Annotated in this window: 26 protein-coding genes and 1 pseudogene; 15 read left to right on the forward strand and 12 right to left on the reverse strand. The window is 36.9% G+C overall.

Going from position 1 to position 22,213, the window contains the following annotated elements:
• Window positions 1–175 precede the first annotated feature (175 nt).
• The gene (locus AAIE21_RS14240; protein ID WP_343267381.1) at window positions 176–757 is read left to right on the forward strand and encodes an NAD(P)H-dependent oxidoreductase; all 582 of its coding nucleotides are present in this window, start codon (window positions 176–178) and stop codon (window positions 755–757) included.
• Between the two features lie 39 nt (window positions 758–796).
• Here the strand turns inward: AAIE21_RS14240 and AAIE21_RS14245 are convergent, their stop codons facing one another.
• The 3 genes from AAIE21_RS14245 to AAIE21_RS14255 form a co-directional block, all read right to left on the reverse strand.
• Window positions 797–1,561, reverse strand: coding sequence for a TIGR01457 family HAD-type hydrolase (locus AAIE21_RS14245; RefSeq protein WP_343267382.1), 765 nt, complete (start codon window positions 1,559–1,561; stop codon window positions 797–799).
• Window positions 1,562–1,660: 99 nt separating this feature from the next.
• Complete coding sequence (locus AAIE21_RS14250; RefSeq protein WP_343267383.1) at window positions 1,661–2,293, reverse strand: helix-turn-helix transcriptional regulator; 633 nt, start codon at window positions 2,291–2,293, stop codon at window positions 1,661–1,663.
• A gap of 76 nt (window positions 2,294–2,369) precedes the next feature.
• Window positions 2,370–2,810: a DUF86 domain-containing protein gene (locus AAIE21_RS14255; protein ID WP_343267384.1), complete on the reverse strand. Its 441-nt coding sequence runs from the start codon at window positions 2,808–2,810 to the stop codon at window positions 2,370–2,372.
• A 147-nt stretch (window positions 2,811–2,957) separates the two neighbouring features.
• On the opposite strand from AAIE21_RS14255, the gene glpX reads away from it, so the two are divergent.
• The 3 genes from glpX to AAIE21_RS14270 all read left to right on the forward strand — a co-directional run bounded on the left by glpX (window position 2,958) and on the right by AAIE21_RS14270 (window position 5,089).
• A complete protein-coding gene (gene glpX, locus AAIE21_RS14260; RefSeq protein WP_000439096.1) occupies window positions 2,958–3,929 on the forward strand; it encodes a class II fructose-bisphosphatase in 972 nt (323 codons plus the stop codon).
• An 18-nt stretch (window positions 3,930–3,947) separates the two neighbouring features.
• On the forward strand, window positions 3,948–4,214 hold the full coding sequence (locus AAIE21_RS14265; protein ID WP_000392617.1) for a DUF3055 domain-containing protein: 267 nt from the start codon (window positions 3,948–3,950) through the stop codon (window positions 4,212–4,214).
• Window positions 4,215–4,588: 374 nt separating this feature from the next.
• Window positions 4,589–5,089, forward strand: a complete 501-nt coding sequence (locus AAIE21_RS14270; RefSeq protein ID WP_343267385.1) for an RNA-binding S4 domain-containing protein — start codon at window positions 4,589–4,591, stop codon at window positions 5,087–5,089.
• Between the two features lie 39 nt (window positions 5,090–5,128).
• On the opposite strand, the gene AAIE21_RS14275 is transcribed toward AAIE21_RS14270, so the two are convergent.
• Window positions 5,129–5,431, reverse strand: coding sequence for a YutD family protein (locus AAIE21_RS14275; RefSeq protein WP_343267386.1), 303 nt, complete (start codon window positions 5,429–5,431; stop codon window positions 5,129–5,131).
• Between the two features lie 118 nt (window positions 5,432–5,549).
• Between AAIE21_RS14275 and AAIE21_RS14280 the strand changes: the two genes are divergently transcribed.
• Window positions 5,550–6,128, forward strand: a complete 579-nt coding sequence (locus tag AAIE21_RS14280) for a YhcN/YlaJ family sporulation lipoprotein (RefSeq protein WP_343267387.1) — start codon at window positions 5,550–5,552, stop codon at window positions 6,126–6,128.
• A 39-nt stretch (window positions 6,129–6,167) separates the two neighbouring features.
• Here the strand turns inward: AAIE21_RS14280 and AAIE21_RS14285 are convergent, their stop codons facing one another.
• Window positions 6,168–6,902, reverse strand: coding sequence for a MerR family transcriptional regulator (locus tag AAIE21_RS14285; protein WP_343267388.1), 735 nt, complete (start codon window positions 6,900–6,902; stop codon window positions 6,168–6,170).
• 435 nt (window positions 6,903–7,337) lie between these two features.
• On the opposite strand from AAIE21_RS14285, the gene AAIE21_RS14290 reads away from it, so the two are divergent.
• The 4 genes and pseudogenes from AAIE21_RS14290 to AAIE21_RS14305 all read left to right on the forward strand — a co-directional run bounded on the left by AAIE21_RS14290 (window position 7,338) and on the right by AAIE21_RS14305 (window position 9,409).
• Window positions 7,338–8,117 carry a YhfC family intramembrane metalloprotease gene (locus tag AAIE21_RS14290; RefSeq protein ID WP_343267389.1) on the forward strand — a complete coding sequence of 260 codons (780 nt, stop codon included), beginning with the start codon at window positions 7,338–7,340 and terminating at the stop codon, window positions 8,115–8,117.
• An 86-nt stretch (window positions 8,118–8,203) separates the two neighbouring features.
• Window positions 8,204–8,776, forward strand: coding sequence for a histidine phosphatase family protein (locus tag AAIE21_RS14295; RefSeq protein WP_343267390.1), 573 nt, complete (start codon window positions 8,204–8,206; stop codon window positions 8,774–8,776).
• A pseudogene (locus AAIE21_RS14300) lies at window positions 8,746–8,913 on the forward strand (YoaP domain-containing protein); the annotation flags it as partial. The gene AAIE21_RS14295 and the pseudogene AAIE21_RS14300, both read left to right, overlap by 31 nt.
• A 19-nt stretch (window positions 8,914–8,932) precedes the next feature.
• A complete protein-coding gene (locus AAIE21_RS14305) occupies window positions 8,933–9,409 on the forward strand; it encodes a YbaK/EbsC family protein (protein ID WP_343267391.1) in 477 nt (158 codons plus the stop codon).
• Between the two features lie 207 nt (window positions 9,410–9,616).
• Here the strand turns inward: AAIE21_RS14305 and AAIE21_RS14310 are convergent, their stop codons facing one another.
• A complete protein-coding gene (locus tag AAIE21_RS14310; protein ID WP_343267392.1) occupies window positions 9,617–9,946 on the reverse strand; it encodes a DMT family transporter in 330 nt (109 codons plus the stop codon).
• Window positions 9,947–10,003: 57 nt separating this feature from the next.
• Window positions 10,004–10,900, reverse strand: coding sequence for a lipoyl synthase (gene lipA, locus AAIE21_RS14315; protein WP_343267393.1), 897 nt, complete (start codon window positions 10,898–10,900; stop codon window positions 10,004–10,006).
• Window positions 10,901–11,090: 190 nt separating this feature from the next.
• On the opposite strand from lipA, the gene AAIE21_RS14320 reads away from it, so the two are divergent.
• Window positions 11,091–12,089 (forward strand): M23 family metallopeptidase, encoded by a 999-nt coding sequence (locus AAIE21_RS14320; RefSeq protein WP_343267394.1) that lies wholly within the window; start codon window positions 11,091–11,093, stop codon window positions 12,087–12,089.
• A gap of 73 nt (window positions 12,090–12,162) precedes the next feature.
• On the opposite strand, the gene yunB is transcribed toward AAIE21_RS14320, so the two are convergent.
• The 3 genes from yunB to AAIE21_RS14335 all read right to left on the reverse strand — a co-directional run bounded on the left by yunB (window position 12,163) and on the right by AAIE21_RS14335 (window position 14,735).
• Window positions 12,163–12,900, reverse strand: a complete 738-nt coding sequence (gene yunB, locus AAIE21_RS14325; RefSeq protein ID WP_343267395.1) for a sporulation protein YunB — start codon at window positions 12,898–12,900, stop codon at window positions 12,163–12,165.
• Window positions 12,901–12,955: 55 nt separating this feature from the next.
• On the reverse strand, window positions 12,956–13,258 hold the full coding sequence (locus AAIE21_RS14330) for a YunC family protein (RefSeq protein WP_098492015.1): 303 nt from the start codon (window positions 13,256–13,258) through the stop codon (window positions 12,956–12,958).
• Window positions 13,259–13,325: 67 nt separating this feature from the next.
• The gene (locus AAIE21_RS14335; protein ID WP_343267396.1) at window positions 13,326–14,735 is read right to left on the reverse strand and encodes a bifunctional metallophosphatase/5'-nucleotidase; all 1,410 of its coding nucleotides are present in this window, start codon (window positions 14,733–14,735) and stop codon (window positions 13,326–13,328) included.
• A gap of 413 nt (window positions 14,736–15,148) precedes the next feature.
• Between AAIE21_RS14335 and AAIE21_RS14340 the strand changes: the two genes are divergently transcribed.
• The 5 genes from AAIE21_RS14340 to AAIE21_RS14360 all read left to right on the forward strand — a co-directional run bounded on the left by AAIE21_RS14340 (window position 15,149) and on the right by AAIE21_RS14360 (window position 18,349).
• Entirely contained in the window at window positions 15,149–15,520 is a 372-nt protein-coding gene (locus AAIE21_RS14340; RefSeq protein WP_343267397.1) for a GntR family transcriptional regulator, read from the forward strand.
• Window positions 15,521–15,525: 5 nt separating this feature from the next.
• Window positions 15,526–16,392, forward strand: a complete 867-nt coding sequence (locus AAIE21_RS14345) for an ABC transporter ATP-binding protein (protein ID WP_343267398.1) — start codon at window positions 15,526–15,528, stop codon at window positions 16,390–16,392.
• Window positions 16,385–16,990, forward strand: a complete 606-nt coding sequence (locus AAIE21_RS14350; RefSeq protein ID WP_343267399.1) for an ABC-2 transporter permease — start codon at window positions 16,385–16,387, stop codon at window positions 16,988–16,990. Before AAIE21_RS14345 ends, AAIE21_RS14350 begins: the two co-directional genes overlap by 8 nt.
• Before the next feature lie 304 nt (window positions 16,991–17,294).
• A complete protein-coding gene (locus AAIE21_RS14355) occupies window positions 17,295–17,624 on the forward strand; it encodes a PadR family transcriptional regulator (RefSeq protein WP_343267400.1) in 330 nt (109 codons plus the stop codon).
• Complete coding sequence (locus tag AAIE21_RS14360) at window positions 17,624–18,349, forward strand: VanZ family protein (protein WP_343267563.1); 726 nt, start codon at window positions 17,624–17,626, stop codon at window positions 18,347–18,349. The genes AAIE21_RS14355 and AAIE21_RS14360 overlap by 1 nt, the downstream gene beginning before the upstream one ends.
• Window positions 18,350–18,590: 241 nt before the next feature.
• On the opposite strand, the gene AAIE21_RS14365 is transcribed toward AAIE21_RS14360, so the two are convergent.
• Window positions 18,591–20,123 carry a thiol-activated cytolysin family protein gene (locus tag AAIE21_RS14365; RefSeq protein WP_343267401.1) on the reverse strand — a complete coding sequence of 511 codons (1,533 nt, stop codon included), beginning with the start codon at window positions 20,121–20,123 and terminating at the stop codon, window positions 18,591–18,593.
• 674 nt (window positions 20,124–20,797) lie between these two features.
• Window positions 20,798–22,195 (reverse strand): Fe-S cluster assembly protein SufB, encoded by a 1,398-nt coding sequence (gene sufB / locus AAIE21_RS14370; RefSeq protein ID WP_001118827.1) that lies wholly within the window; start codon window positions 22,193–22,195, stop codon window positions 20,798–20,800.
• Window positions 22,196–22,213: the final 18 nt, after the last annotated feature.

Raw genomic sequence — 22,213 nt, forward strand, 5'->3', positions numbered from 1 at the left:
TGTAGTGTAATATAAATATATTTTGAAACACACTTCGCAAAATAGCACATCTCACATTTTCTAATAAGAAATTGAATTTCTTGACTTCACCATCCTAACGTAACCATAATAGTTACAATAATATTTTCTTTTTATGTAAAAACTATCAACATATCCACAAATAGGAGGAACGAAAATGAAACATGTAATCGTTTATGCACACCCAAACCCACAAAGTTTCAATCATGCCATTTTAGAAACAGTAAAAGGCGAACTAGAAGAAAGAGGTCACGAAGTACGAGTTCGCGATTTATATGAATTAAACTTTAATCCGATATTAGGTGCCTCTGATTTCATCTCACTTTCTCAAGGAAATACACCAGAGGATATTAAAGAAGAACAAGAACATATCACTTGGGCTGATAGCATTACTTTTATTTATCCAGTTTGGTGGGCAGGTCTTCCAGCAATCTTAAAAGGATATGTTGATCGTGTGTTTAGCCACGGCTTCGCCTATGCTTACGGTGAAAATGGTATCGAAAAATTATTGAGTGGTAAAAAAGGATTATTATTATCCACAATGGGGAATTCAAAAGAAGCTTATACAGCAAGCGGTATGTTTGATGCGATGAAGAAAACGACTGATGCTGGAATCTTTGATTTTACAGGAATTGAAACGTTAGAGCACACATTCTATACGAGTGTTCCTTCTGTGGATGATGACGCGAGAAAAGAATACCTTGAAGAAGTGAAAGAAGTAGTGAATCGCGTATTTTAATGAAAAAGACAGGCAATCCAAAAGATTGCCTGTCCATTATTACATCTTCTCAATCCACTCCGTCAAGTTATGCACAACCTGTGTTGGTTGTACTTCATATTCTGTTAACTTCTCCACAGTTGTGACTCCAGTGTGGACAAGAAGCGTATGCATACCGGCGTTTATCCCTGCTAAAATGTCAGTATCATAGTTATCCCCAACCATTAGTGCTTCTTTTTTCTCCATACCAAGTACTTTTAATGCTTGTTCCATAATAATGGATTCTGGTTTGCCGATGAAGATTGGCTCTACACCTGTGGATACTGTAACAACAGATGTTAACGAACCGTTCCCTGGTAGTAAACCACGCTCAGTTGGAATCGCAATGTCTCCATTTGTTGAAATAAATGTCGCGCCATTACGCACTGCAAGACAAGCTTTTGCTAGCTTTTCATATGTAATTTCGCGATCTAATCCAACAACAACAAAGTCAGGATTTTCATCCACAAGCTTAAATCCTTTTTCCACAAGTGCAGCGTGTAGTCCTTCTTCACCAATCATATAAACAGACGCATCTTGTTTACGCTCATAAATAAAGTTCGCTGTTGCCATGCTCGTTGTAAACACTTGCTCTGGCTTAGCTGGAATATCGAAACGAACAAGCTTTTCTGCTACTTGTTCTGGTTTACGTGTTGAATTATTTGTTACAAACAAATATGGGAGATTGCGCTCCTGCAAGGCTTTTACAAAGTCACTCGCTTCTTCAATTTGTTCTTCACCGCGATACATTGTACCGTCTAAGTCGATTAAATAGCCTTTATACATCTATGTCTCTCTCCTTTTTATCCTAACGTTCATACCCTTCTTATATTACCCGCTTTTTCCAAAGAAAAAAACGCTTCATCAAAAAGCGCCCCATAACGTTCATTTTTTCTCTTGTATGTGATAGGAACAATGGCAGTCACCGTCGCACATATTTGATAACACCTTCACATTTTCATCAGAAAACAATCGCTTATACATATTTTCTTCCTCCAAACAAAGCTGTGGATAGTTTTCAGCAACAGCCTTTAACGGACAATTTTGTTTTTGTAATATGTATGAGTTTTCTTCTTCTTGTTTCACTTGTACCATGTATCCATTTTCCTCTTGAATAACAGCAACTTCCCGAAGCTTTTGCAATACATGATCTTGGCAACTTACTCGTTTTTTTAATTGCTCTTCCATCCGATTCGTTCTTGCCTTTAAGATAGCATTTACAAGCGTTTCATCACCAATTTTCTCTAGGTCCTCTAACATCTCTAAAGCAAATTGCTTATAATCTTTTGGAAATGAATCTTCCCCTTTTTGACTTAAGCCGTATACATACGTTGGTCTTCCCACGTGTTGACGCACCATTTTCGACTGAATAATTTGCTCTTTCTCAAGCTTACTTAAATGCCGGCGTACTGCCATCTCCGTAATCTCTAAAGATTCAGCTAATGATCCAACCGTTTGTTCACCATTTCTTTTTAGGATCTGTACAATCTCTTCCTTTGTTGTACGAGCTTGCCCCATTGCTCACCCCTTCTTCCTATTGACCTATGATAAAAAGTAGAAGATCCCCAAAAGGTGATTGGGGATCTTCTTACATTTATTCTGCCACGAATGCAGATACAGGTCCTAATTCCTTTTCTAAATAACGGCGAATATTCGCAGGGTATTTCTGTACCACAGCGATTTGTCTTTGAATCGTTGTATATAATTCCTCATGGTTCATTCTAATATAATCTTGCATAAGCATTTTACGAAGAAGAATCACCTCTTTAATTCCTTTTCCTTCTTCATCATTTATGACTTTTTCATCCATTAAAATATCAATGATATCTTCATAACTTCCTGGATCACGCATAATAAATCCATCTATCATTGCATTTCCAACATCTAATATGCAATCAATGATAAGATGCGACATACGCTCTAATGCGTAACATTCAAAAGGAGTTTCATATTGCTGCTTCTCTTGAAATGTATCTACTGCTTGTTCTAAACATGTTAACATTTGTTCTATTTTTTTTCTGTCTACAAAGTACATGAATGTCACCCACCTAGAAATAAAAGCATTTATATTTCAATTGTAACCGTTTCCCTTGAAAAAATCGACAATTTTTCGAATTCACCTTTTCCTCGTTATTTGTTATAGTTATAACTGTATGATTTTTGAAATTGGAGGAATGTCACCTTGGAACGTGAACTCGCATTAGAAATTGTCCGTGTAACAGAAGCAGCAGCCTTAGCATCCGCACAATGGATGGGCCGCGGAAAGAAAAACGAAGCAGATGATGCAGCAACTACAGCTATGCGTGATATGTTTGATTCAGTAAACATGGCAGGTACTGTTGTAATTGGTGAAGGAGAACTTGATGAAGCACCAATGTTATATATTGGTGAGGAACTAGGAACAGGTAACGGTCCAGAAGTTGACATCGCCGTTGACCCATTAGAAGGTACAAACATTGTTGCAAAAGGTCTTGCAAACGCAATGGCAGTTATCGCAATCGCAGATAAAGGAAACCTTCTTCATGCTCCGGATATGTACATGGAAAAAATCGCGGTTGGTCCAAAAGCAGCTGGTAAAATTAGCTTAGATGATCCAATTGAAAAAACAATTGAAATTGTAGCAGAAGCAAACAATAAAAAAATTCGTGACCTAACGGTTATCGTCCAAGAACGTGAACGTCATCAAGATATTATTGACCGTGTTCGTGCAAAAGGTGCACGTGTAAAACTATTCGGTGATGGCGATGTTGGTGCGTCAATCGCAACAGCTCTTCCTGGAACAGGTATCGATTTATTCGTTGGTGTTGGTGGCGCTCCAGAAGGCGTTATCTCTGCAGCAGCACTGAAATGTCTTGAAGGCGAAATGCAAGCACGCTTAGTACCAATGAATGAAGAAGAAGAAGCACGTTGCCGTGAAATGGGATTAGAAGACCCTCGTCAACTTCTTATGTTAGATGACTTAGTATCTGGTGACGACGCAATCTTCTCAGCAACAGGTGTATCTGCTGGCGAGCTATTAGATGGTGTTAAATTCCTTGGCGGAGATTTAGCAGAAACGTATTCTATCGTTATGCGCTACAAAACAAGAACGGTACGCTTTATTAAAACGCATCACCATTTAGATCATAAGCCACACTTAAACTTAGATATTTAAAAAAGGAGCTTGTGTAGTATGGAAGAACGTTTCTTTCTTTACGACGATACAGTCGATACAAAAACACGTTTCGTTAGCTTTATGGGAGAAAATGAGCGCCACGATTTAGCGCTTTTATATTCCGATCGTCATTACGGTAAAACAATTGTCCTTGATATGCAGCGCAATAAATTTGCAATCATTGGCACCGACGATTTAAACGAACCGGGCTACTTAGAGCATGCATTTTCCATGTCTGAAGAAATTGCAGAAGAACTACGCTCATTCTTATTTGAACTTATATAATATTCTGCACCAGCTATTATAGTAGCTGGTGTTTTTTTTGCAAAAAGTATTTTGAATCTTTCGTCTTCCGTGTTATACTTATGAGCAAATCTATTTGGAAGAAAGGACGTCTACTACGTATGCCAACATTTACTTTGTAATGGATCAGCAATTGAATAGCATTACTCTCAAAAAAGCTTTGTGCTTTATCAAGGGAGTAGTCTGTTCATTTCCCATTACAAAGGAACGTAACGCATCTGTAGTATGATGTTTTACGGAGGTTCCTCTTAAGGGATCCTCCTTTTATTTTTGTCTATTTCTTCCCTATTCATACTGCAAGACATCCAAATAGCTGTATTACGTTCCTTTACCCAATATATACGAGGTGAAGGAAAATGCAGAAAGTACAACTTTCTTGGAATTTATATGAGAATGAATTTGAAACAACTATAGAGAAACATTGTAAAAATTGTGGGCATACCACCCTTTTTACTGATACCAATATTCGTAGGCATAACGCAAATGGAAAAAACATTTACCGTTTTGCCATTTATAAATGTCTAAAAGGCCATACGTGGAATAAGAAACTTCACATTTATAAATCGTTTTCTGATCATGTCGAAACGCTTGATGTGTTTCAGAATGAACGAGATGAACCAACAACTACTATCTCAATTATGCAATATAAAGAAAATGGTACTACAGAAATAACCATTACACTAGAAACCGTTTTTGGCTCTCATCGCATGGATAAAGCACTCGCAGCACATATTTCAGATTGGAGTCGCACCGCGATTGTAGACAGAATAAAGAGTGGATACATTCAGTTGAACGGACAGAGGATGAAACCAAATACAACACTTTCTGAAGGTGATCTTATTTCAATTTGCTTGTAAAAAGAATTCCTCTTACATCTACGTAAGAGGAATTTCTTTTTACTTCTTCACTTTTCGTAATACAAAGTGTGCACAACCAAAATTGCAGTACTCATATAAGTACTCCGTTAATGTACTAATTTTCGTATCATACGTCGCACGTTGATTACTATCATCAAAAAAACCGCGCAATCTAAGTTGATCGTACCCCCAGTCACCCACGATATAATCATATTTATTTAAAATTTCTGCGTAGCGCTCTTTAAATGCTTCTTCACGAAAAGCGTTACGATAGTCTTTAATTACTTCGTACTGAACATTATTAATGCTCACTGTAGCATGAATCTCCTGCTTTTGCTCCATCATTAACTTCCTCTCTAAGCATTCTTCTTTTTATCGTATCACAAAGCCTAACAACCAACAATTTCAAATACAAAAAATTGAAAAGTAGTAAATGCTATGGAGAAGGAGGTGATACGTCATGAAAAAACAAATGATACTTTCTTTTCTCACTCTTTCCTTATTTGCAGGTTGCCAAACGGCAAATAAAGCAGAAATGGAACGTGAGGAAGGTAGCCGCGTTCTTGTTTCCAATAAAAACGACATGTATCATACAGAAAATACAAATACAAGGCTCACAAGAGTCGGCTATTCTTCTAAGCAAAAGGATGAAGTATCTAACAAACAAGTAGGCGCGATTAACCGTGAGAAAGTAGCTGAAATGATTACAAATATGACCGTAAATCTGCCTGACGTAACAAATGCCGCTACACTTGTAACTGATGATGAAGTATTTGTCGTATACCGATCAAATACTTCAGATCCAGCGCTAGTAGCAGACCAAGTCTATAAAGCTGCATTGTCCATCGTTCCTCGCTATTATAAAGCATATGTATCAACAGACCAAAAATTGATTACACAAATTCAAGGGCTGCAATCTGGTACATTAAACAATAAGGAATATGAGCAAAGTCTTGATATGTTAAAACGTGAAATGGGGAAAAATCCGCATTTAAATAATAGTCAAAATGCTACGCTAAATGAAATGATTAAAAAATAAAAAAGATGGCGGCTGCCCACTTGAGACAGCCCCATCTTTTTATTTTTTACGGTTATCTGCGTATACTGCCATTGCCTCACACATAAACTGTGCTAACCCTTCCCCAAACTGATTAATATTTTTTGTAAAGCGTTCATCATCGACGTACATTTGTCCTAATCCTTTAAACGCTTCTAATGAATATTGACCAAAGTTTTGCAAGTAATCATACCATACTCGGATCGCTTCTTGCGCTTCTTTAGAGTCAGGTGCATCGTGCCGAAGCGTAGCAAGCTTTCTATAAATGTTATTAAACTCTTCTTGCTTTTCCTTAGTCATGCCAGCTGCTTCCTTGTTCGCTTTATCAACAGCTTCATCTCCCCATCGCGTGCGAGCTTCCTCTTCATATGGGTTATGACTAAAATCAAATCCTTCAAATTTTTCTTTATTCGTCATTTCAATCTCTCCTTTTGTATACTGAATCGTTTTATCAATTGTCGCAATCACCTTATCTAAACGAGCACGCTTTTCAAGTAGCATTTTCCGGTGCAACGTAAGCGCCTCCTCACGATCAAATGAAGGACTCATGATAATTTCTTTAATCTTCTTTAAAGGGAAGCCAAGCTCTTTAAAAAATAAAATTTGCTGTAATAGCTCTAAATTTCTATTGGAATATAGACGATATCCTGACTCTGTCGTCTCGTCTGGAGTTAAAAGCCCAATTTCATCATAATGATGTAGTGTGCGCACACTAATACCAACTAAATCAGCTACTTCTTTCACCCTCATTGTCATTATTTTGCCTCCCTTAATTCATACAATAAAGTATCACGCAACGTGAGAGTCAACAGAAAAAATTCTTTTTTAATACCTATATTTTTGTTAAGGTAAACGATTCACGTAATTCCTTGTATAATAATAGATAAGTCCATTTTGATTTGCTGGCATATAAGTTTCGGCTAGGAAGAAAAAAGTGACTTGCACTCGTTTTGTCTCTCTGTTTTCACTTAGCATGGAGCAAAAAGGGGATCTGACCAGTCAGGTGCTCTCTCCCGGCTATGAAAACAAAAACAGACTTCCACTCATTTCCTCCTTTTGTTCTTATATCGCATGGGGCGAAAAAAGGCACTGACCGCTTCTATGCATGGGCGGATCCTCTCTCCCATCTAAAAAGAAAGGATAAACTTTGGATTTATATAAGAGTACATACATTAGAAAGTGGTGAAAAGTATGATTTCAAATGCTGTAATTACTAGTATGATTTTGCAACTGGCGACCTCGGTTCTAGTTCCAATTATTGTACTTATTTATTTTCGAAAAAAATATCATATAAACTGGAAAGCTGTTGGGATTGGTGTTCTTATCTTTATCGGGTTTGCTCAAATTCTCGAAACACCTTTTCATGTATTTATGCTAGGGAACGAGACGACATCTGAATTATTAAAAAATCCATTTCTTTATGCACTCTATGGTGGACTCACTGCTGCCATCTTTGAAGAAGCTGGACGATTCATCGCCTTTTTCTATTTACTTAAGAAATACCAAGAATATAAAGATGGTTTAGCATACGGGATTGGACACGGAGGAATTGAATCTATTTCAATTGTGGCTCTAGCTAGTCTTCAAACTCTATACTTCGCTATTTCAATCAATAATGGAAGTTTTTCAAAGCTTATTGAAAAAGCTCCCCAGCTCAGTCAAGTACAAGATCTATTGCTTAACACTCCAGCTTATCTCTATCTATTTGGTAGCTTAGAAAGAATCTTGGCGCTGATTCTACAAATCGCCTTCTCAATGCTTATATTATATGGCGTAAAACATAAGAAATATATTTTTGTCTTATACGCTGGGCTTTTCCACGCTTTTGTGGATTTCTTTGCGGCCCTTTATCAAAAGCACGTAATCAACATATTCCTTACAGAAGGTCTCATGGTTGTATTTGCAATTTGCGCCTTTATTCTTATTCGCAAAATGAAAGACAAACTGATTACAGAATCCACAAAAAGCTAAGCCAACACGGCTTAGCTTTTTGTATAGAGGACTTTTTTCCTCTTTGTCGAAGTATGTATGGTCAACTAAAAAATGAGGGATGGATTTTGAAAAAACTTATTGTTATACGTCACTGCTCAGCTTCTGGACAAGAGCAAGATGCAGCACTAACAATTGCAGGAAAAGAGCAAGCAAACGCTCTTGCCGAGTTTCTCATAAGTAATAACCTGCACATACAGTCCATTATTTCAAGCCCGTTTACTCGTGCTATTCAATCCATTGCACCATTTGCATTACAAGCCAATTTACCAATTAAAGAAGACAAAAGACTATCAGAGCGCATATTAAGCGATGCTCCAATGGAAGATTGGCTACACAAACTAGAACATACTTTTACAAATATAGATATTGCCTTTTCAGGCGGAGAGTCAACAAAACAAGCGATGAACCGCGTTGCATCGCTTATTCAAGATGTTTTACAACAAGAACACCAAGTAACATTACTTGTTACACATGGAAATTTATTAACACTCCTTTTAAAACACTTTGATAATCGGATTGGTTTTAGTGAATGGAAAAACGTAAGCAATCCCGATATTTACGAAATTACAATTGATGAGCAAACGACAATCCACAGATTGTGGGGGGACATAACATCCCTTTTGAATGCATTCAGTTGACATCGCGAGAAGATGCGCAGCATGCTCCTTGTGCCTTCACAACATACGGAGCTTTTTACAATGGAGAATTTTTGACACATGAAATTTTAAGTGCGAAAAAATTTGAAAAAGTGATGGTGAACATGCACCAAATATAGAAAGGAGTATTACAAAACTATGTATGAAGAAGTAATCTCGTTATTACATAAAACAAATGCTTCCTACGAAAAATTTGAACACGAGCCAGTTCTCGATTATGAGACGGATCGAGTCGTGCGTGAACGTCTCGGCTTGCAAGGTGCTCCTAGTAAAAGCTTATTTTTAAAATCAAAATCTGGATCCTATTACGTTTTCTTCACATTAGAAGGAACACGTCTCGAGAGAAATGAAATGAAGGAACTCACCGGAGAACGCTTATCCATTTGTTCACCTGATGAACTAAGAGAACAAACAGGATGTATTCCTGGATGCGTGGCGCCATTTGGTTATTCACAGGATGTAACGATTATTGTGGATCGTTCCATCTATGTCTATGACAAAATTTTAATTACACCAGGTGTTCCTGAATTCACAATTGAATTATCCACAGAGGAATTAAAAAAGATTTTATCCACATGTCAAAATACGGTTCTAGAATATAGAAAAGCAAATTGAAAAAACTAGGTAAAACATTTCTTTTAGGCAGAAGAGAACGTCCGGCCGTGAATAGATGCGGTCAGGACCTTTTTTAACCCCATGCCATGTGAAAACCAAAAGATTCAACCAGTAGAGATTCCTCTTTTATTTTTATAGCCATAGCTTATGTGTCAGCAAATCACTATGAATGGATATCGAAAACAGAGCTGATTATTCAGCTCTGTTTTAATGTGCGCTAGATCCTGACATATTTAGTACTGCTACTCCACCTATAATCAGTATTAATCCAACAGCAGTTTGCCACGTAAAAACATCTTTCCAAACAAGCACACCAATTAATGCCGTTAACGCCGTCCCAACTCCTGACCAAATTGCGTACGCCGTGCTAAGTTGTATGTGCTGCAATGCTTTAGAAAGGAAGAAAAATGCTGAGGCAAACCCTAACACGACTCCTATGCTTGGCAATACTTTTGTAAAACCATTTGATACTTTTAACATCGATGTCCCAAATACTTCACTTACAATGGCAATTGCTAAGAAGATAAAAGCTTTCATACCATTCCTCCTAAAAAATCCTTCTTAGCATTCTCACTAAGAAGGATTTTTTTACAATTATTTTGCTGCTGCTGTATTTTCTTTTGCAGAACGTACTTGCTCATCTGCATGATAAGAAGAACGAACAAGCGGGCCAGCTTCACAGTGGCTAAATCCTTTGCTAAGTGCAATTTCTTTTAGCTCTGCAAATTCTGCTGGTGTGTAATATTTAATAACTGGTAAATGCTTTTTAGATGGCTGTAGGTATTGTCCAAGCGTTAAAATATTCACATTGTTCGCACGTAAGTCGTCCATTGCTTCAATTAAATCTTCTCTTGTTTCACCTAGTCCCACCATAATGCTAGATTTAGTTGGAATATCAGGTTGCATTTCTTTTGCACGACGTAAAAACTCTAATGAACGAGGGTATTTTGCTCTAGCGCGAACTCGGTCAGATAATCGACTTACAGTTTCAATGTTATGGTTTAAAATATCTGGTTTTGCATCCATTAACATTTTTAAGTTTTCTTCTACCCCGCCCATATCAGATGGTAACACTTCAATAGACGTGAATGGATTTTTACGACGAACAGCGCGTACTGTTTCAGCAAAAACAGCTGCTCCACCATCTTTTAAATCATCACGTGCAACCGCTGTTATAACAACGTGTTTTAAGCCCATTTGTACAACAGAATCTGCTACGCGTTCTGGCTCTTGTAAATCAAGCTCTGTTGGTAAGCCTGTTTTAACCGCACAAAAACGACAAGCACGTGTACAAACCGCACCTAAGATCATAAATGTTGCTGTTTTTCTTACTGCCCAGCATTCGTGAATGTTTGGACATTTTGCCTCTTCACAAACGGTATGAAGCTGCTTAGAACGCATCATTTTCTTTAAGCCTGTATAGTTTTCATTTGTATTTAACTTAATTTTCAACCATTCGGGCTTGCGCTTATATTCTGTTTGTTTTGTCATGTTATCAACTCCGCACAATATGAAATAGTTTACCGTGTTCGCTTCTTTCAATGTAACATATCTATTCTAACGTATGAAAGCGATTTGCTCAAATGAAGATTCCAATAATTTTTACCAATGATTTACTATAATGAAATATCTCGTATATCCCACACTAAAAAGAGTGATGTTGTGAAAGGAGTTTATTTTCATGCTTCGAAAGATTGTCCTATTTCTTTCTATTTACGTTTTTCTTGGGCAAAGTATTGCCTATGGTGAAATGGATCAAAATCAAATATACGAAAAACGCATGACACTCTATAAAGAAACTGAAAAAGATACTGATATTCCATGGTATTATGTAGCCGCAATTGATCAATATGAACGCAATATTCGGAGCGTAAGAAAAGATATTCCGAAAAAACCCGATGCCATCATATCCATTCACTTCAAACCAGAAATGTGGGCTGGACCTGCCAATTCTACTTACAATGACACATTACCCCACACGATTTCTCTCTTTGGTGGAATTGGTTTAGATGGCGATAAAGATGGATTTGCAAACTCAAATAATGACCGAGATCTTTTGCACACAATGGCAACTATTATAAAAAAACAAGGGACATCAGAAGATCGTATTAAAATTATGCTGTGGGAATATTATAGACGTGCAAAAACGGTTGAATTAATTACCGAGTATGCTCGAATCTATAAGCACTATGACCGCATTAACTTAGAAGGAACTGCTTTTCCCCTTCCTGTCTATAGCGATAATAGCTACCGTAGTACATTTGGTGCTGGTCGCAGCTTTGGCGGAAGACGAATTCACGAAGGTACTGACATTTTCGCAGGGCACGGCGTACCAGTAAGATCTACCTGCTACGGCATCATTGAAACAAAGGGTTGGAATCGCCTTGGAGGATGGCGCATTGGGATTCGTGACCTCCATAATAACTATCATTATTACGCACATTTAGGTGGGTTTTCAAAGGAAATACAGCTTGGACAAATTGTCGAACCAGGGAAAGTCATTGGTTTTGTTGGTAACACAGGCTACGGTCCTCCTGGCACATCCGGGAAATTCCCGCCTCACTTACACTTTGGAATGTATAAAGACAACGGTTATACAGAATGGGCTTTTGATCCATATATGCATTTAAGTTTGTGGGAGCGAAAAGAACGTGCGAATTTAAAAAACAACCGTAGATAATTGCTACGGTTGTTTCCTTTTAGATTCTATAATGTCTTTTCAAACTTATTTATTCGTTCTAATACATATCTTGTTAATCCCCTGCTTTCTTACCTTTGCTATCTGGCACAACAACTCCACCGCTTCCATAATAAGATGGTACCTCTCCTTGTACAATTCGCGTCGCAATTGGGATGTTTTGTTTCACTGTAATTTCTTTTGTACGAAATGGAATAATTACCTGCAGCGTCACATCGACTTCCATAACAACTTCAATCGCTGTATTGTTAATACCATGAGGTTTTACATTTTGCTTAATATCCGTATTCACATGACCGATCGTTGTAAAATCAATTGGAATATCCGGTCCTAAATTACCAAGGAGTGCATTATCCGTTATGCGTCCAAGAGGAACAGACATCGATACTCCAGTCTCTTCTGGAAGGCCAAGCGCCTCCATATCCCCTTTCTCAACTTGATGCAAATATTTCTCTATGTATGCAGTAGTCGATGTTAAAATCTCATTTACTTGCTTTGTATTTAAATCGATTGTGGATACTTTTCCATTCTTATCGTTTTGTACTTTCATTAACGAATCCACATCAAATCCTTCCTTAATTCGATCCTTTACTGCTTTCGTCATAACAACCGTTGCCATTTTATGTGTCTGCACTTCCCCATACTTGATTAATGTTGGCTGAATACTTTTATTCACAATCCAGAATCCTTGTAAAGTTAACAATAAAAAAATGATAAACGAAATGAGTAGTACATGCCGAAAAGGAAGCGGTCCTTTTCGAAACCGCGAAGCTTTTGGACGAAATGTACGCATAAGAAAACCCTCCTTCTATTATCATTTCTATGCAAGAAAGAGGGACGATATATGCTTATATCATTTTTAATAACGCATCTTTTCCAAGTGTGCCTGCCGAAATACCTAAAGATTCGGCACCGGTCGTTACCGATTCAAGCGGTGCTTCAAGTAGCTGCTCAATCGTTCTCACACCAACCGCGCGGCCAGCAATAATTCCTCGGTCTCCTAATTTTTCATTTAAGAGACCGACATCTAAAGCACCACACATAATATATCCTTTATCGCTCATAACAGCCAGCAAATTTGTTTTCGGAAGCTTTACGCTAACAGCTATAAACGTATAGTTATCAATGATAATCGGTTCCACATTCACCATCGTTCACACACTCCCCTCTTTCTTATCTTTATGAAAAGAGAAAAATGAGTGTTACAGGTTAACTAGCCTATAGTTTAATGGAAGATGTATAAGTTATTAACATCTTCGTTAACACATCTCTTAATAACTCCGGCATATAATACTGTTTGTCAGAAAGTGTAGATAGTTCTGGGTATAAGTAGCCGAATGTAAACATGTCAATCGTTCCGACAGTATATATGCGATCTAATTCTAAAGATTCCCCGTTAATCAGCACATCTTTAAGTAAAATTTTATTTCCTGGAATCGTATCTGGAATAACTTCTATACCATCATAAATCATTTTCCCCATTACTTTCCCACGAAAGCCAAGCCCTTTTACTTCAAGCCCTTCCATATTTGGACGACGTGCTTTTAAAATAACTTCCCGTAATGTTTTACCTTTTACTTTTAGTGCACACGGATTAATGGGATGTGGACAAATTCGATGGATATCTCCTCGTGTGACAATTCCTTCTTTTAACCCTTCTAATAATACACCCGCATTCACCATACCAACCTCAGCATGACACCATTCTTTTAATGCACTTGCTAGCATACTAGAAAAAGGTGTTTCCTCAAACCAATTAACTGATAAAGGTTCCTTCAACTCAATAACAGGTTCTGCCATAATGAATGTACTTTCTTCCTTGAGGGCTTCAATAGTCGGTAACGCTTCTCCGGAAACTTTCAGCTCTTTGGTACAAAGCGCTCGTCCGTCTTTTTTGACAACTTGCTTTGTCACTTTGTCTACTGTTAACTGAACGTGTCCAACGTAGCGCCCCCACTTTTCTCCGCAACAAAGAAGAGTCTCATTTACAAGAACACCATGCTCAAACAAATGATGCGTATGCGCTCCTAAAATAACATCAATATCATACTGCTCTGCCATATACTCATCTGCATTCTTTCCAAGATGAGAAAGAACGACAGTAACATCAGCTTTTTCTTTCACTTCTTCTAAAATCACTTCTAAATGTGCAATCGGATCTTCAATATGCCAATCCAACATTTCATAGAACTCCGGATAAGCTACCGTTAAGCCGATAAAAGCGATCGTAACTCCATCTGCAGTTGTATGCAGTTTATACGGTTTTGCCCAAGCAGGACGCGTTCCGTCTTTTTCAAATAAATTAGCTACAAGCACCTCAAAATTAGCTTCATCATATAAATGTTCAAGATGCTCCTTCGCTAATGTAATTCCTTCGTTATTTCCAATCGTTACATAATCATATAACGCTTCATTTAATAATTTCGTATTACCCCGTCCATTCGTCGCTTCCGTTATACGATGAAAACGATCCACGTGATCGCCAATATCTAATGTAAAAACAGACTCTCCTGCATTCTGCCTGCGCTTTTTCTCTTCTTGTACAAACCGAGAAATTTGCGGCCAGTTTTCAAAATGACTATGTATATCGTTTGTATGATAAAGGTGAATAATTGTTTCTTTATTCATATCCAGAGAAAAAACCTCCTCTCAGTTCCTTACTGCCTTTTACGCTACGCGCGTGCAATAATCCTGTAAATACTTTTCGTCTTTTCTTGCTATTTTACATTGTACTCTCATTAGATGAAAAAGCAAAAAATTCTCCCTTTCATACGGAACTCCCCTTCTTTAAATATAATTCTCACCACTGATTATTAGCCTTCACCAATTGAGCTTTTACGGATAATTAATCTGCTACCCATCTTCTTTACATCTTCTGAGCTTTGGGATGGAAATCTTACTGGTCGTGAATGCGAGAGTAATTTGAATATACTCACATGATTTTTTATATAAAAATTCTGAAAATACATTGCATTTTCCATACAAAATATTTATATTGTATATAAAGTATATATACAATATAAAGACTAAGAGGGATTTGCATGCAAATAATTATTTCAAATAGTTCTAAGGAGCCAATTTACGAACAAATTACAAATCAAATAAAATCACTAATTTTAACCGGTGATTTACAAGAGGGCTCTCCACTTCCATCAATGCGCCAGCTCGCAAAGGACTTACAAATTAGTGTTATTACAACAAAGCGCGCGTATGAGGAGTTAGAAAAAGCAGGCTTTATTTATTCAATTGTAGGCAGGGGCTCTTTTGTTGCTGAGCAAAATTTAGATGTAGTACGTGAGAAGAAATTAAAAGTGATTGAGGAACAGTTATTATCTGTCATTGCTAATAGTAAAGAAATTGGATTACCCTTAACGGAATTGCGAAAATTATTAACTATTTTATACGAGGAGTAAACTGTATGGAAAATATAGTAGAGCTACACAATGTCAGTAAAGCTTTTCAAGGTTTTTCAATAGAGCAATTAAATTTACAAATCAAAAAAGGATTTGTAACAGGCTTCATTGGCGCAAATGGTGCTGGGAAGTCGACAACCATTAAACTGATGATGAACTTATTAAAGCCAGATGCAGGTGAGATTAAAATTTTTGGTCTAGACTACGCATCGCACGAAAAGGAAATTAAAGAGCGTATCGGTTTTGTTTTTGATAGTAACGTATTTTATGAGGGCTTAAATCTAAAGGATATTAAACGAATGGTCGCACCCGCTTACAAAAATTGGGACGAGGCGATATTTAAGCAGTATGTAGAGCAATTTGAACTGCCGATGAATAAGGCGATTAAAACTTTTTCAAAAGGGATGCAGATGAAGGCTTCATTAGCGCTTGCGCTATCACATCATGCTGAGTTGATTATTATGGATGAGCCAACAGCAGGCTTAGACCCAATATTTAGACGTGAGTTACTCAACTTACTGCATGAATTAATGCTCGATGGCAATCGCACAATTTTCTTCTCTACACATATTACGACGGATTTAGATCGCATCGCTGATTTTATTGCCTTTTTAAAAAAGGGAAATTTAATCTTTAATCAGTCGATTCATGAGGTGGAAGAAAACTATGCCTTAGTAAAAGGTGGTACAGATTTATTAGATCGCGATACAGAAAAAGCCTTTATGCATATTCATCGTGCACCAACTGGCTTTGAAGCATTAACGAATAATGTAGCTGAGGTTAAACAAATTTTTGGCAATGAAGTTATGATTGAACGCGCCTCATTAGAAGACATTATGTATTATTCGAAAGGAGTAGGGCATCATGCTTAACTTAATCAAGCGCGACTTAATTTTACAGAAGAAGCAATTGCTAGTTTATTTAGGCTGTATTATCTTTTTTATTGTGATGAACAAACACCCTATTTTAATATTTACGGTTGCAAGTATTTTTATTCCTTTTAATACGCGTAGCTATGACGAAAAAGCAGAAACAAATGTTTTATTAAATTCTTTACCATATACACGTAAGGAAATTGTTTCTTCACGTTATATTGGAACAATTTTTTACATGCTGCTAGCGATTGCTGTAACAAGCGCAATGCTAATCATCTTCCAAAAGTCATTTACTGTAGAGCATATTATCATGGGAAATGCATTATTTTTGCTATTTGCAGCCATTTCATTTCCACTATTTTATCAATTTAAGCAAAATCATATGTCTTTAATTGTTTTAGTTTCATTTTTAATATTAACCGCTTTTGGTCCAGGGGCGGTACAATCTCTTGCAACAAAGTTTAGTACCGTTACCGATGCTATTTTCAGTCTATCTATACCAACACTGTACGCTATAGCTACGGTTATTATCTTATGCGCTTATCTCGTTTCATGGGGCGTATCATTATTCATTTATCAACGTAAAGCATTTTAATTTAAAATGTTACTTATTATAAAATACACTCATCCGATGAGATTTCATCGGATTTTCTTTATGTCTGGAAAGTGATTTCAAATATCTTTTCAACCTTATTTTTTGTATAACATATCATCGTAAATGATTTGTTAAATCCAAATGAATATATGACTGAAATTCGAATGCGGTTATGAAAAGATATATACTGTCTAAACACCACTTATCTTTTATTGTAGAGTGATTCATATATTTGCTTACACAACACACCTTGTAACACGACATATGTCGTGTTACAATCTATTCACAAGGTGGTGACCATAAAATGGATAAAGAGATATTAAAAGGAAGTATTGATATTTTACTCCTTTCTACCATTAGACAACATGACACATATGGCTATGAAATCATCCAAAAATTAAAAGAGAACAGTAACGATTTATACAACATGAGTCAAGGTACGCTCTATCCAGCCCTAAAACGCTTAGAACAAAAAGAACTCATCTCCTCTTATTGGGGAGAATCGGAAACAGGTATGAAACGAAAGTTTTACAGCATTACTGCAAATGGCAAAAAGGTATTAGCGGAAAAACTCACAGCATGGAACTCTGTAACAGCTCTAATTAAGGTTTGTGGGAAGAGGGCTTTAAATTGATGACGCTTGAGGAATACATAAAGCGGATTGTTCAAAAAGCAAATGTATCGCAGCAAGATAAGGAAGACCTCTCCTTTGAGATTCATGACCACCTAACAAATTTGAAGCAAGAATTTATAGAACAAGGAAAGTCTGAACAAGAAGCTACTCAATTAGCCATTCAAAACTTTGGAGAGGCTTCTACTTTAGGAATTGAAATTGATAAGGCTATGCAGCCTCCCTCTCAAAAGTATGTACAATGGTTAGGCTGGGCGTTATTTGTACCGTATTCATTTGTTTTATTGTTTAAATTATTGTTGGGGAGATATCCGTATTATTTTAACAGTATTACTTACTTCTTTGAAACAGGTGACTGGCATGGAATAACTGGCTTATTTAATATAATCCCTTTCAGCAGTATACTCATGTATATTACACGCTTTGATCACTATAATTTAGACATCCTATTAATGAACACATTGGGTAATATTGTGATTTTTATCCCTTTCGGATTTCTTATCCCATTATTATTTACACAAGTAAACAATGCAAAATTGGCATGTAAGCTTTTTATAAAAGCCATTTTCTTTATTGAATTATTACAACTACTCACATTCACTGGTGTGTTTGATATTGATGATATCATACTAAATACACTCGGCGCTCTAATTGGTTACAGTATATATGCTGGCATGAAGCATATCTGGTACCGAATTAAATCGGTGGATAAGGTAGATACAATTTAGTCCAGGGGTATTTGAGCCGCCCTCCATGTCTCAAATTGTCGATAGGTCGATATATCATGTCGAATCGCTAATATATTGAAATAATAGCTGATAAATTCGTAGTTACGGTCGATATATTTGAAAAATCGCTGATATATTTAACTGAATACCCAGCAGGTTATAACTGATACCGCTCGAGCTACACATACAACATAAAAAAAAGCGCCCTGTAAACAGGGCGCTTCGGGCATATACATCACCTTTAATTATAACTAATATTAGAGGTTGGATATAATGTCGTTCCTCCAATCCAGATTTTTATTTCATTTGTTAACGGAACATTTTGTTCATTAATAACTGTTCTCCACCATTCCCATGCAAGACCTGTGCATTCCCATGCTAAGACTTTTATATTTTTTGAGTTAGGTGGAAGTGGTATTACTGTAGAAAAATGAGCAGTTCTATTTTTTCCGTTTCCTTCCCAAGTTTTATGGGATAGTACTTCATTTCCATTTTCATCATATGAGAATTCATCCCAAGATACATCAAATTGAGCAACATATGCACCGTAATGATCAAGCGTCATTTTAGCGCTGGAATATTCTGTAGTTGTAGTCTCAATATAGTCTGTATTATTATGAACAGCAGCAATTGAGTTATCTTTTAAGAAAGTGCTTGTATATGAAATTGGGTATGCTGGATTTTTAGGACTTAATTCTGCATTATCTTTAATGATATTTCGTATTTCATTAAAATCTTTTGTAACAACCTTGTTATGCTCTTTTGAATCTCCGCCTAATACTACAGCAGTAAAGGTACTTTCTTCAAAAATATCTTTGTACTGTCCACTCGTTTCAACACTATTATTCTTAAGTAAGGCTTTAAAAGCAGCTTGTACATCTTTACTCTTAGAAGTTGTTTCTAATTTTACATAAATTGTTCTGCCGTAAGCTACATTTGACACCATAACAGGCGGAGCTGCATTACTTACCCCTTTACGAGTTAACTCACCAAAAGTAACACTATTATCAAAAAGATCTGATGGATTGTTAGGTAGTTCTGTACTTACGGTATAAAATATTTGCTTATATGCCGCAATCATCACTTTTTTCTCTCCATTTGCAACAGCAGTAAAGTCAATGTTCAGTCCATTATCAAGATACTTAGCATTAACATTAAGAGCACTTGCTATTTGAGATTTACTATAAACCATAGATTCTGTATACTGCATTCTTGCAGGTAACGTATGTGTTGTTGAATACTTTTCATTCCAGATAGATACTAAATCATCTACTGCCCCAGCCACATTACTATATGTTGGATTTTGAACAGTTATTGTATTTTCTTTTCTCATACCAGGTAAGTCTATACTAATATTCAAAGGTTTTCTCTTAGCCACTAATAAACTAGGTTGATTATCTGCAAAAGCTTTATTTGCAAGTTGTACTGCTCCTGGATAAGTACGATTAGCCACAGAATCAATAATCGAAATATCGACTGGTGAAGTTGTAAGTGATTTCTTCTCACGTTGAACTACTACAAATTTACCATTTGAATTTATACTTTCTTTCGGAACAAAACTCTCTACTTTATCACCATTTACTGCTAAAACCTCTTGATTATTATACTTTAAATTTGCTATGCCAGTATCAATGCCACTAGCATTTTTTGTTGCATCATCTGAATTACTTGTTTGTGTTTCAGCGAAAGAAATAAACGAATAATTAATAGTGCAAAAACCAACTAAGAAGCATACTAAAAATTTTATTCCTTTAACATAATTTATAACTTTCAAAATATTCCCTCCTTTTTTGTGAAAATTATATCATATAATGTCGATTTTTGTATATTGATAAAATTTTTTTTACTTACTCAAACTAGATAGTTTTTCATTGGATTTCATGCACCCAATCCTTTTTACTTGTCCGAGCATCCTAACAAAGTAAATATCGTATGAAAAGCCAACCAATATCGTCGCAAGGTCTTTATCCTGCATTAACGGGCAGTAAAGGCCGGATAAAAATGGGGAAAAAACTCCCCGTAAAAACCCAATTGAGCGGGCTTTCCATCAGTGAGAAAAGCATCACTGATGGAAGTTTCACTTTATATCGTGTCAAAGCACTGTTATTTCAAGAATAACTCTGATATATCGAGAGAAACGCTTGATATATTTACTTCCAATAAAAAAAGCGCCCTGTAAACAGGACGCTTCTACTTTTCTTTCATTATCCAGTTCCAGCGGCTAGAATGTTCGGTGGCTTCGCTTCTTCCTACGAGGCAAAGAACGCCTCTACGTCAGAAGCTCCATCCCCCTCACATTCTGAACGAGCCGCTTCCACTTTAAATATTGTCCAGCTCTGCCTCCTAGACCCTCATGTCTAAGAACCTTCCGCACCAGAAGATAAAAAGCATCTTCTGTGCGAAAGAACCTTAGCCAACGGGTCTGAACAGTCGGCTCCGCATTTCTATTTAACCAATAGAACCTTCCATTTCAAACTTGATTAGGCGGTTCATTTCTACTGCGTATTCCATTGGAAGTTCGCGAGTGAATGGCTCGATGAAGCCCATTACGATCATTTCTGTCGCTTCTTGCTCAGAAATACCGCGGCTCATTAGGTAGAATAATTGTTCTTCTGATACTTTAGATACTTTCGCTTCGTGCTCAAGTGAAACGTAATCGTTTTTGATTTCGTTGTAAGGAATTGTATCAGATGTAGATTGGTTATCCATGATTAACGTGTCACACTCGATGTTAGAGCGAGAGTTTTTCGCTTTTGGTCCGAAGTGTACGATACCACGGTACGTTACTTTACCACCATGTTTCGCAATCGATTTAGAAACGATTGTTGAAGATGTGTTTGGTGCTAAGTGAATCATTTTCGCACCAGCATCTTGGTGTTGGCCTTTACCAGCAATCGCGATAGATAATGTTAAACCACGAGCGCCTTCGCCTTTTAAGATAACTGCTGGGTATTTCATCGTTAATTTAGATCCGATGTTACCGTCAATCCATTCCATCGTTGCGTTTTCTTCACAAACCGCACGTTTTGTAACTAGGTTGTATACGTTGTTCGCCCAGTTTTGGATTGTTGTGTAACGGCAATATGCATCTTTCTTAATGATGATTTCTACTACCGCACTGTGAAGTGAGTTAGTCGTGTAAACTGGTGCTGTACAACCTTCTACGTAGTGTACGTGTGCGCCTTCGTCTACGATAATAAGCGTACGCTCGAATTGTCCCATATTTTCAGAGTTAATACGGAAATACGCTTGAAGTGGTGTATCAACTTTAACACCTTTTGGAACGTAGATGAATGATCCACCAGACCAAACTGCAGAGTTTAATGCAGAGAATTTGTTGTCTGTTGGTGGGATTACTTTTCCGAAATGCTCACGGAAAATATCTTCGTTCTCTTTTAATGCGCTATCTGTATCTTTAAATACGATTCCTAGAGCTTCTAGGTCTTCTTTCATGTTGTGGTATACAACTTCAGATTCGTACTGTGCAGATACACCAGCTAAATATTTTTGCTCAGCTTCTGGAATACCTAATTTATCAAATGTAGCTTTAATTTCATCAGGTACTTCATCCCAAGACTTCTCAGATTTCTCAGATGGTTTTACGTAGTACGTAATTTCATCGAAATCTAAGTCATTTAAGTCGCCGCCCCATTGTGGCATTGGCATTTCATAGAACTTATCCAGTGATTTTAAACGGAAGTCTAACATCCACTGTGGTTCTTCTTTCATACGTGAAATCTCTTCAACGATCTCTTTTGTTAAACCGCGTCCAGCACGGAAAATCGAAACGTCTTTGTCCTTGAAACCATATTTGTAATCGCCGATATCTGGCAGTTGCTTCGCCATGTTGGTGTGTCCCTCCTT

The sequence above is a fragment of the Paenibacillus sp. 102 genome (assembly GCF_039549175.1).
Taxonomy (GTDB): domain Bacteria; phylum Bacillota; class Bacilli; order Bacillales; family Bacillaceae_G; genus Bacillus_A.

Bases quoted from the DNA above. Each gene is read 5' to 3' on its own strand.
- AAIE21_RS14285 (WP_343267388.1), bottom strand. From the start codon at position 6,902: ATGACAATGAGGGTGAAAGAAGTAGCTGATTTAGTTGGTATTAGTGTG.
- AAIE21_RS14310 (WP_343267392.1), bottom strand. From the start codon at position 9,946: ATGAAAGCTTTTATCTTCTTAGCAATTGCCATTGTAAGTGAAGTATTT.
- AAIE21_RS14250 (WP_343267383.1), bottom strand. From the start codon at position 2,293: ATGGGGCAAGCTCGTACAACAAAGGAAGAGATTGTACAGATCCTAAAA.
- yunB (WP_343267395.1), bottom strand. From the start codon at position 12,900: ATGCGTACATTTCGTCCAAAAGCTTCGCGGTTTCGAAAAGGACCGCTT.
- AAIE21_RS14305 (WP_343267391.1), top strand. From the start codon at position 8,933: ATGTATGAAGAAGTAATCTCGTTATTACATAAAACAAATGCTTCCTAC.
- AAIE21_RS14335 (WP_343267396.1), bottom strand. From the start codon at position 14,735: ATGAATAAAGAAACAATTATTCACCTTTATCATACAAACGATATACAT.
- AAIE21_RS14340 (WP_343267397.1), top strand. From the start codon at position 15,149: ATGCAAATAATTATTTCAAATAGTTCTAAGGAGCCAATTTACGAACAA.
- lipA (WP_343267393.1), bottom strand. From the start codon at position 10,900: ATGACAAAACAAACAGAATATAAGCGCAAGCCCGAATGGTTGAAAATT.
- AAIE21_RS14360 (WP_343267563.1), top strand. From the start codon at position 17,624: ATGACGCTTGAGGAATACATAAAGCGGATTGTTCAAAAAGCAAATGTA.
- AAIE21_RS14275 (WP_343267386.1), bottom strand. From the start codon at position 5,431: ATGGAGCAAAAGCAGGAGATTCATGCTACAGTGAGCATTAATAATGTT.
- AAIE21_RS14345 (WP_343267398.1), top strand. From the start codon at position 15,526: ATGGAAAATATAGTAGAGCTACACAATGTCAGTAAAGCTTTTCAAGGT.
- AAIE21_RS14330 (WP_098492015.1), bottom strand. From the start codon at position 13,258: ATGGTGAATGTGGAACCGATTATCATTGATAACTATACGTTTATAGCT.
- AAIE21_RS14355 (WP_343267400.1), top strand. From the start codon at position 17,295: ATGGATAAAGAGATATTAAAAGGAAGTATTGATATTTTACTCCTTTCT.
- AAIE21_RS14265 (WP_000392617.1), top strand. From the start codon at position 3,948: ATGGAAGAACGTTTCTTTCTTTACGACGATACAGTCGATACAAAAACA.
- AAIE21_RS14240 (WP_343267381.1), top strand. From the start codon at position 176: ATGAAACATGTAATCGTTTATGCACACCCAAACCCACAAAGTTTCAAT.
- AAIE21_RS14270 (WP_343267385.1), top strand. From the start codon at position 4,589: ATGCAGAAAGTACAACTTTCTTGGAATTTATATGAGAATGAATTTGAA.
- sufB (WP_001118827.1), bottom strand. From the start codon at position 22,195: ATGGCGAAGCAACTGCCAGATATCGGCGATTACAAATATGGTTTCAAG.
- AAIE21_RS14290 (WP_343267389.1), top strand. From the start codon at position 7,338: ATGATTTCAAATGCTGTAATTACTAGTATGATTTTGCAACTGGCGACC.
- AAIE21_RS14350 (WP_343267399.1), top strand. From the start codon at position 16,385: ATGCTTAACTTAATCAAGCGCGACTTAATTTTACAGAAGAAGCAATTG.
- AAIE21_RS14320 (WP_343267394.1), top strand. From the start codon at position 11,091: ATGCTTCGAAAGATTGTCCTATTTCTTTCTATTTACGTTTTTCTTGGG.
- AAIE21_RS14280 (WP_343267387.1), top strand. From the start codon at position 5,550: ATGAAAAAACAAATGATACTTTCTTTTCTCACTCTTTCCTTATTTGCA.
- AAIE21_RS14255 (WP_343267384.1), bottom strand. From the start codon at position 2,810: ATGTACTTTGTAGACAGAAAAAAAATAGAACAAATGTTAACATGTTTA.
- AAIE21_RS14245 (WP_343267382.1), bottom strand. From the start codon at position 1,561: ATGTATAAAGGCTATTTAATCGACTTAGACGGTACAATGTATCGCGGT.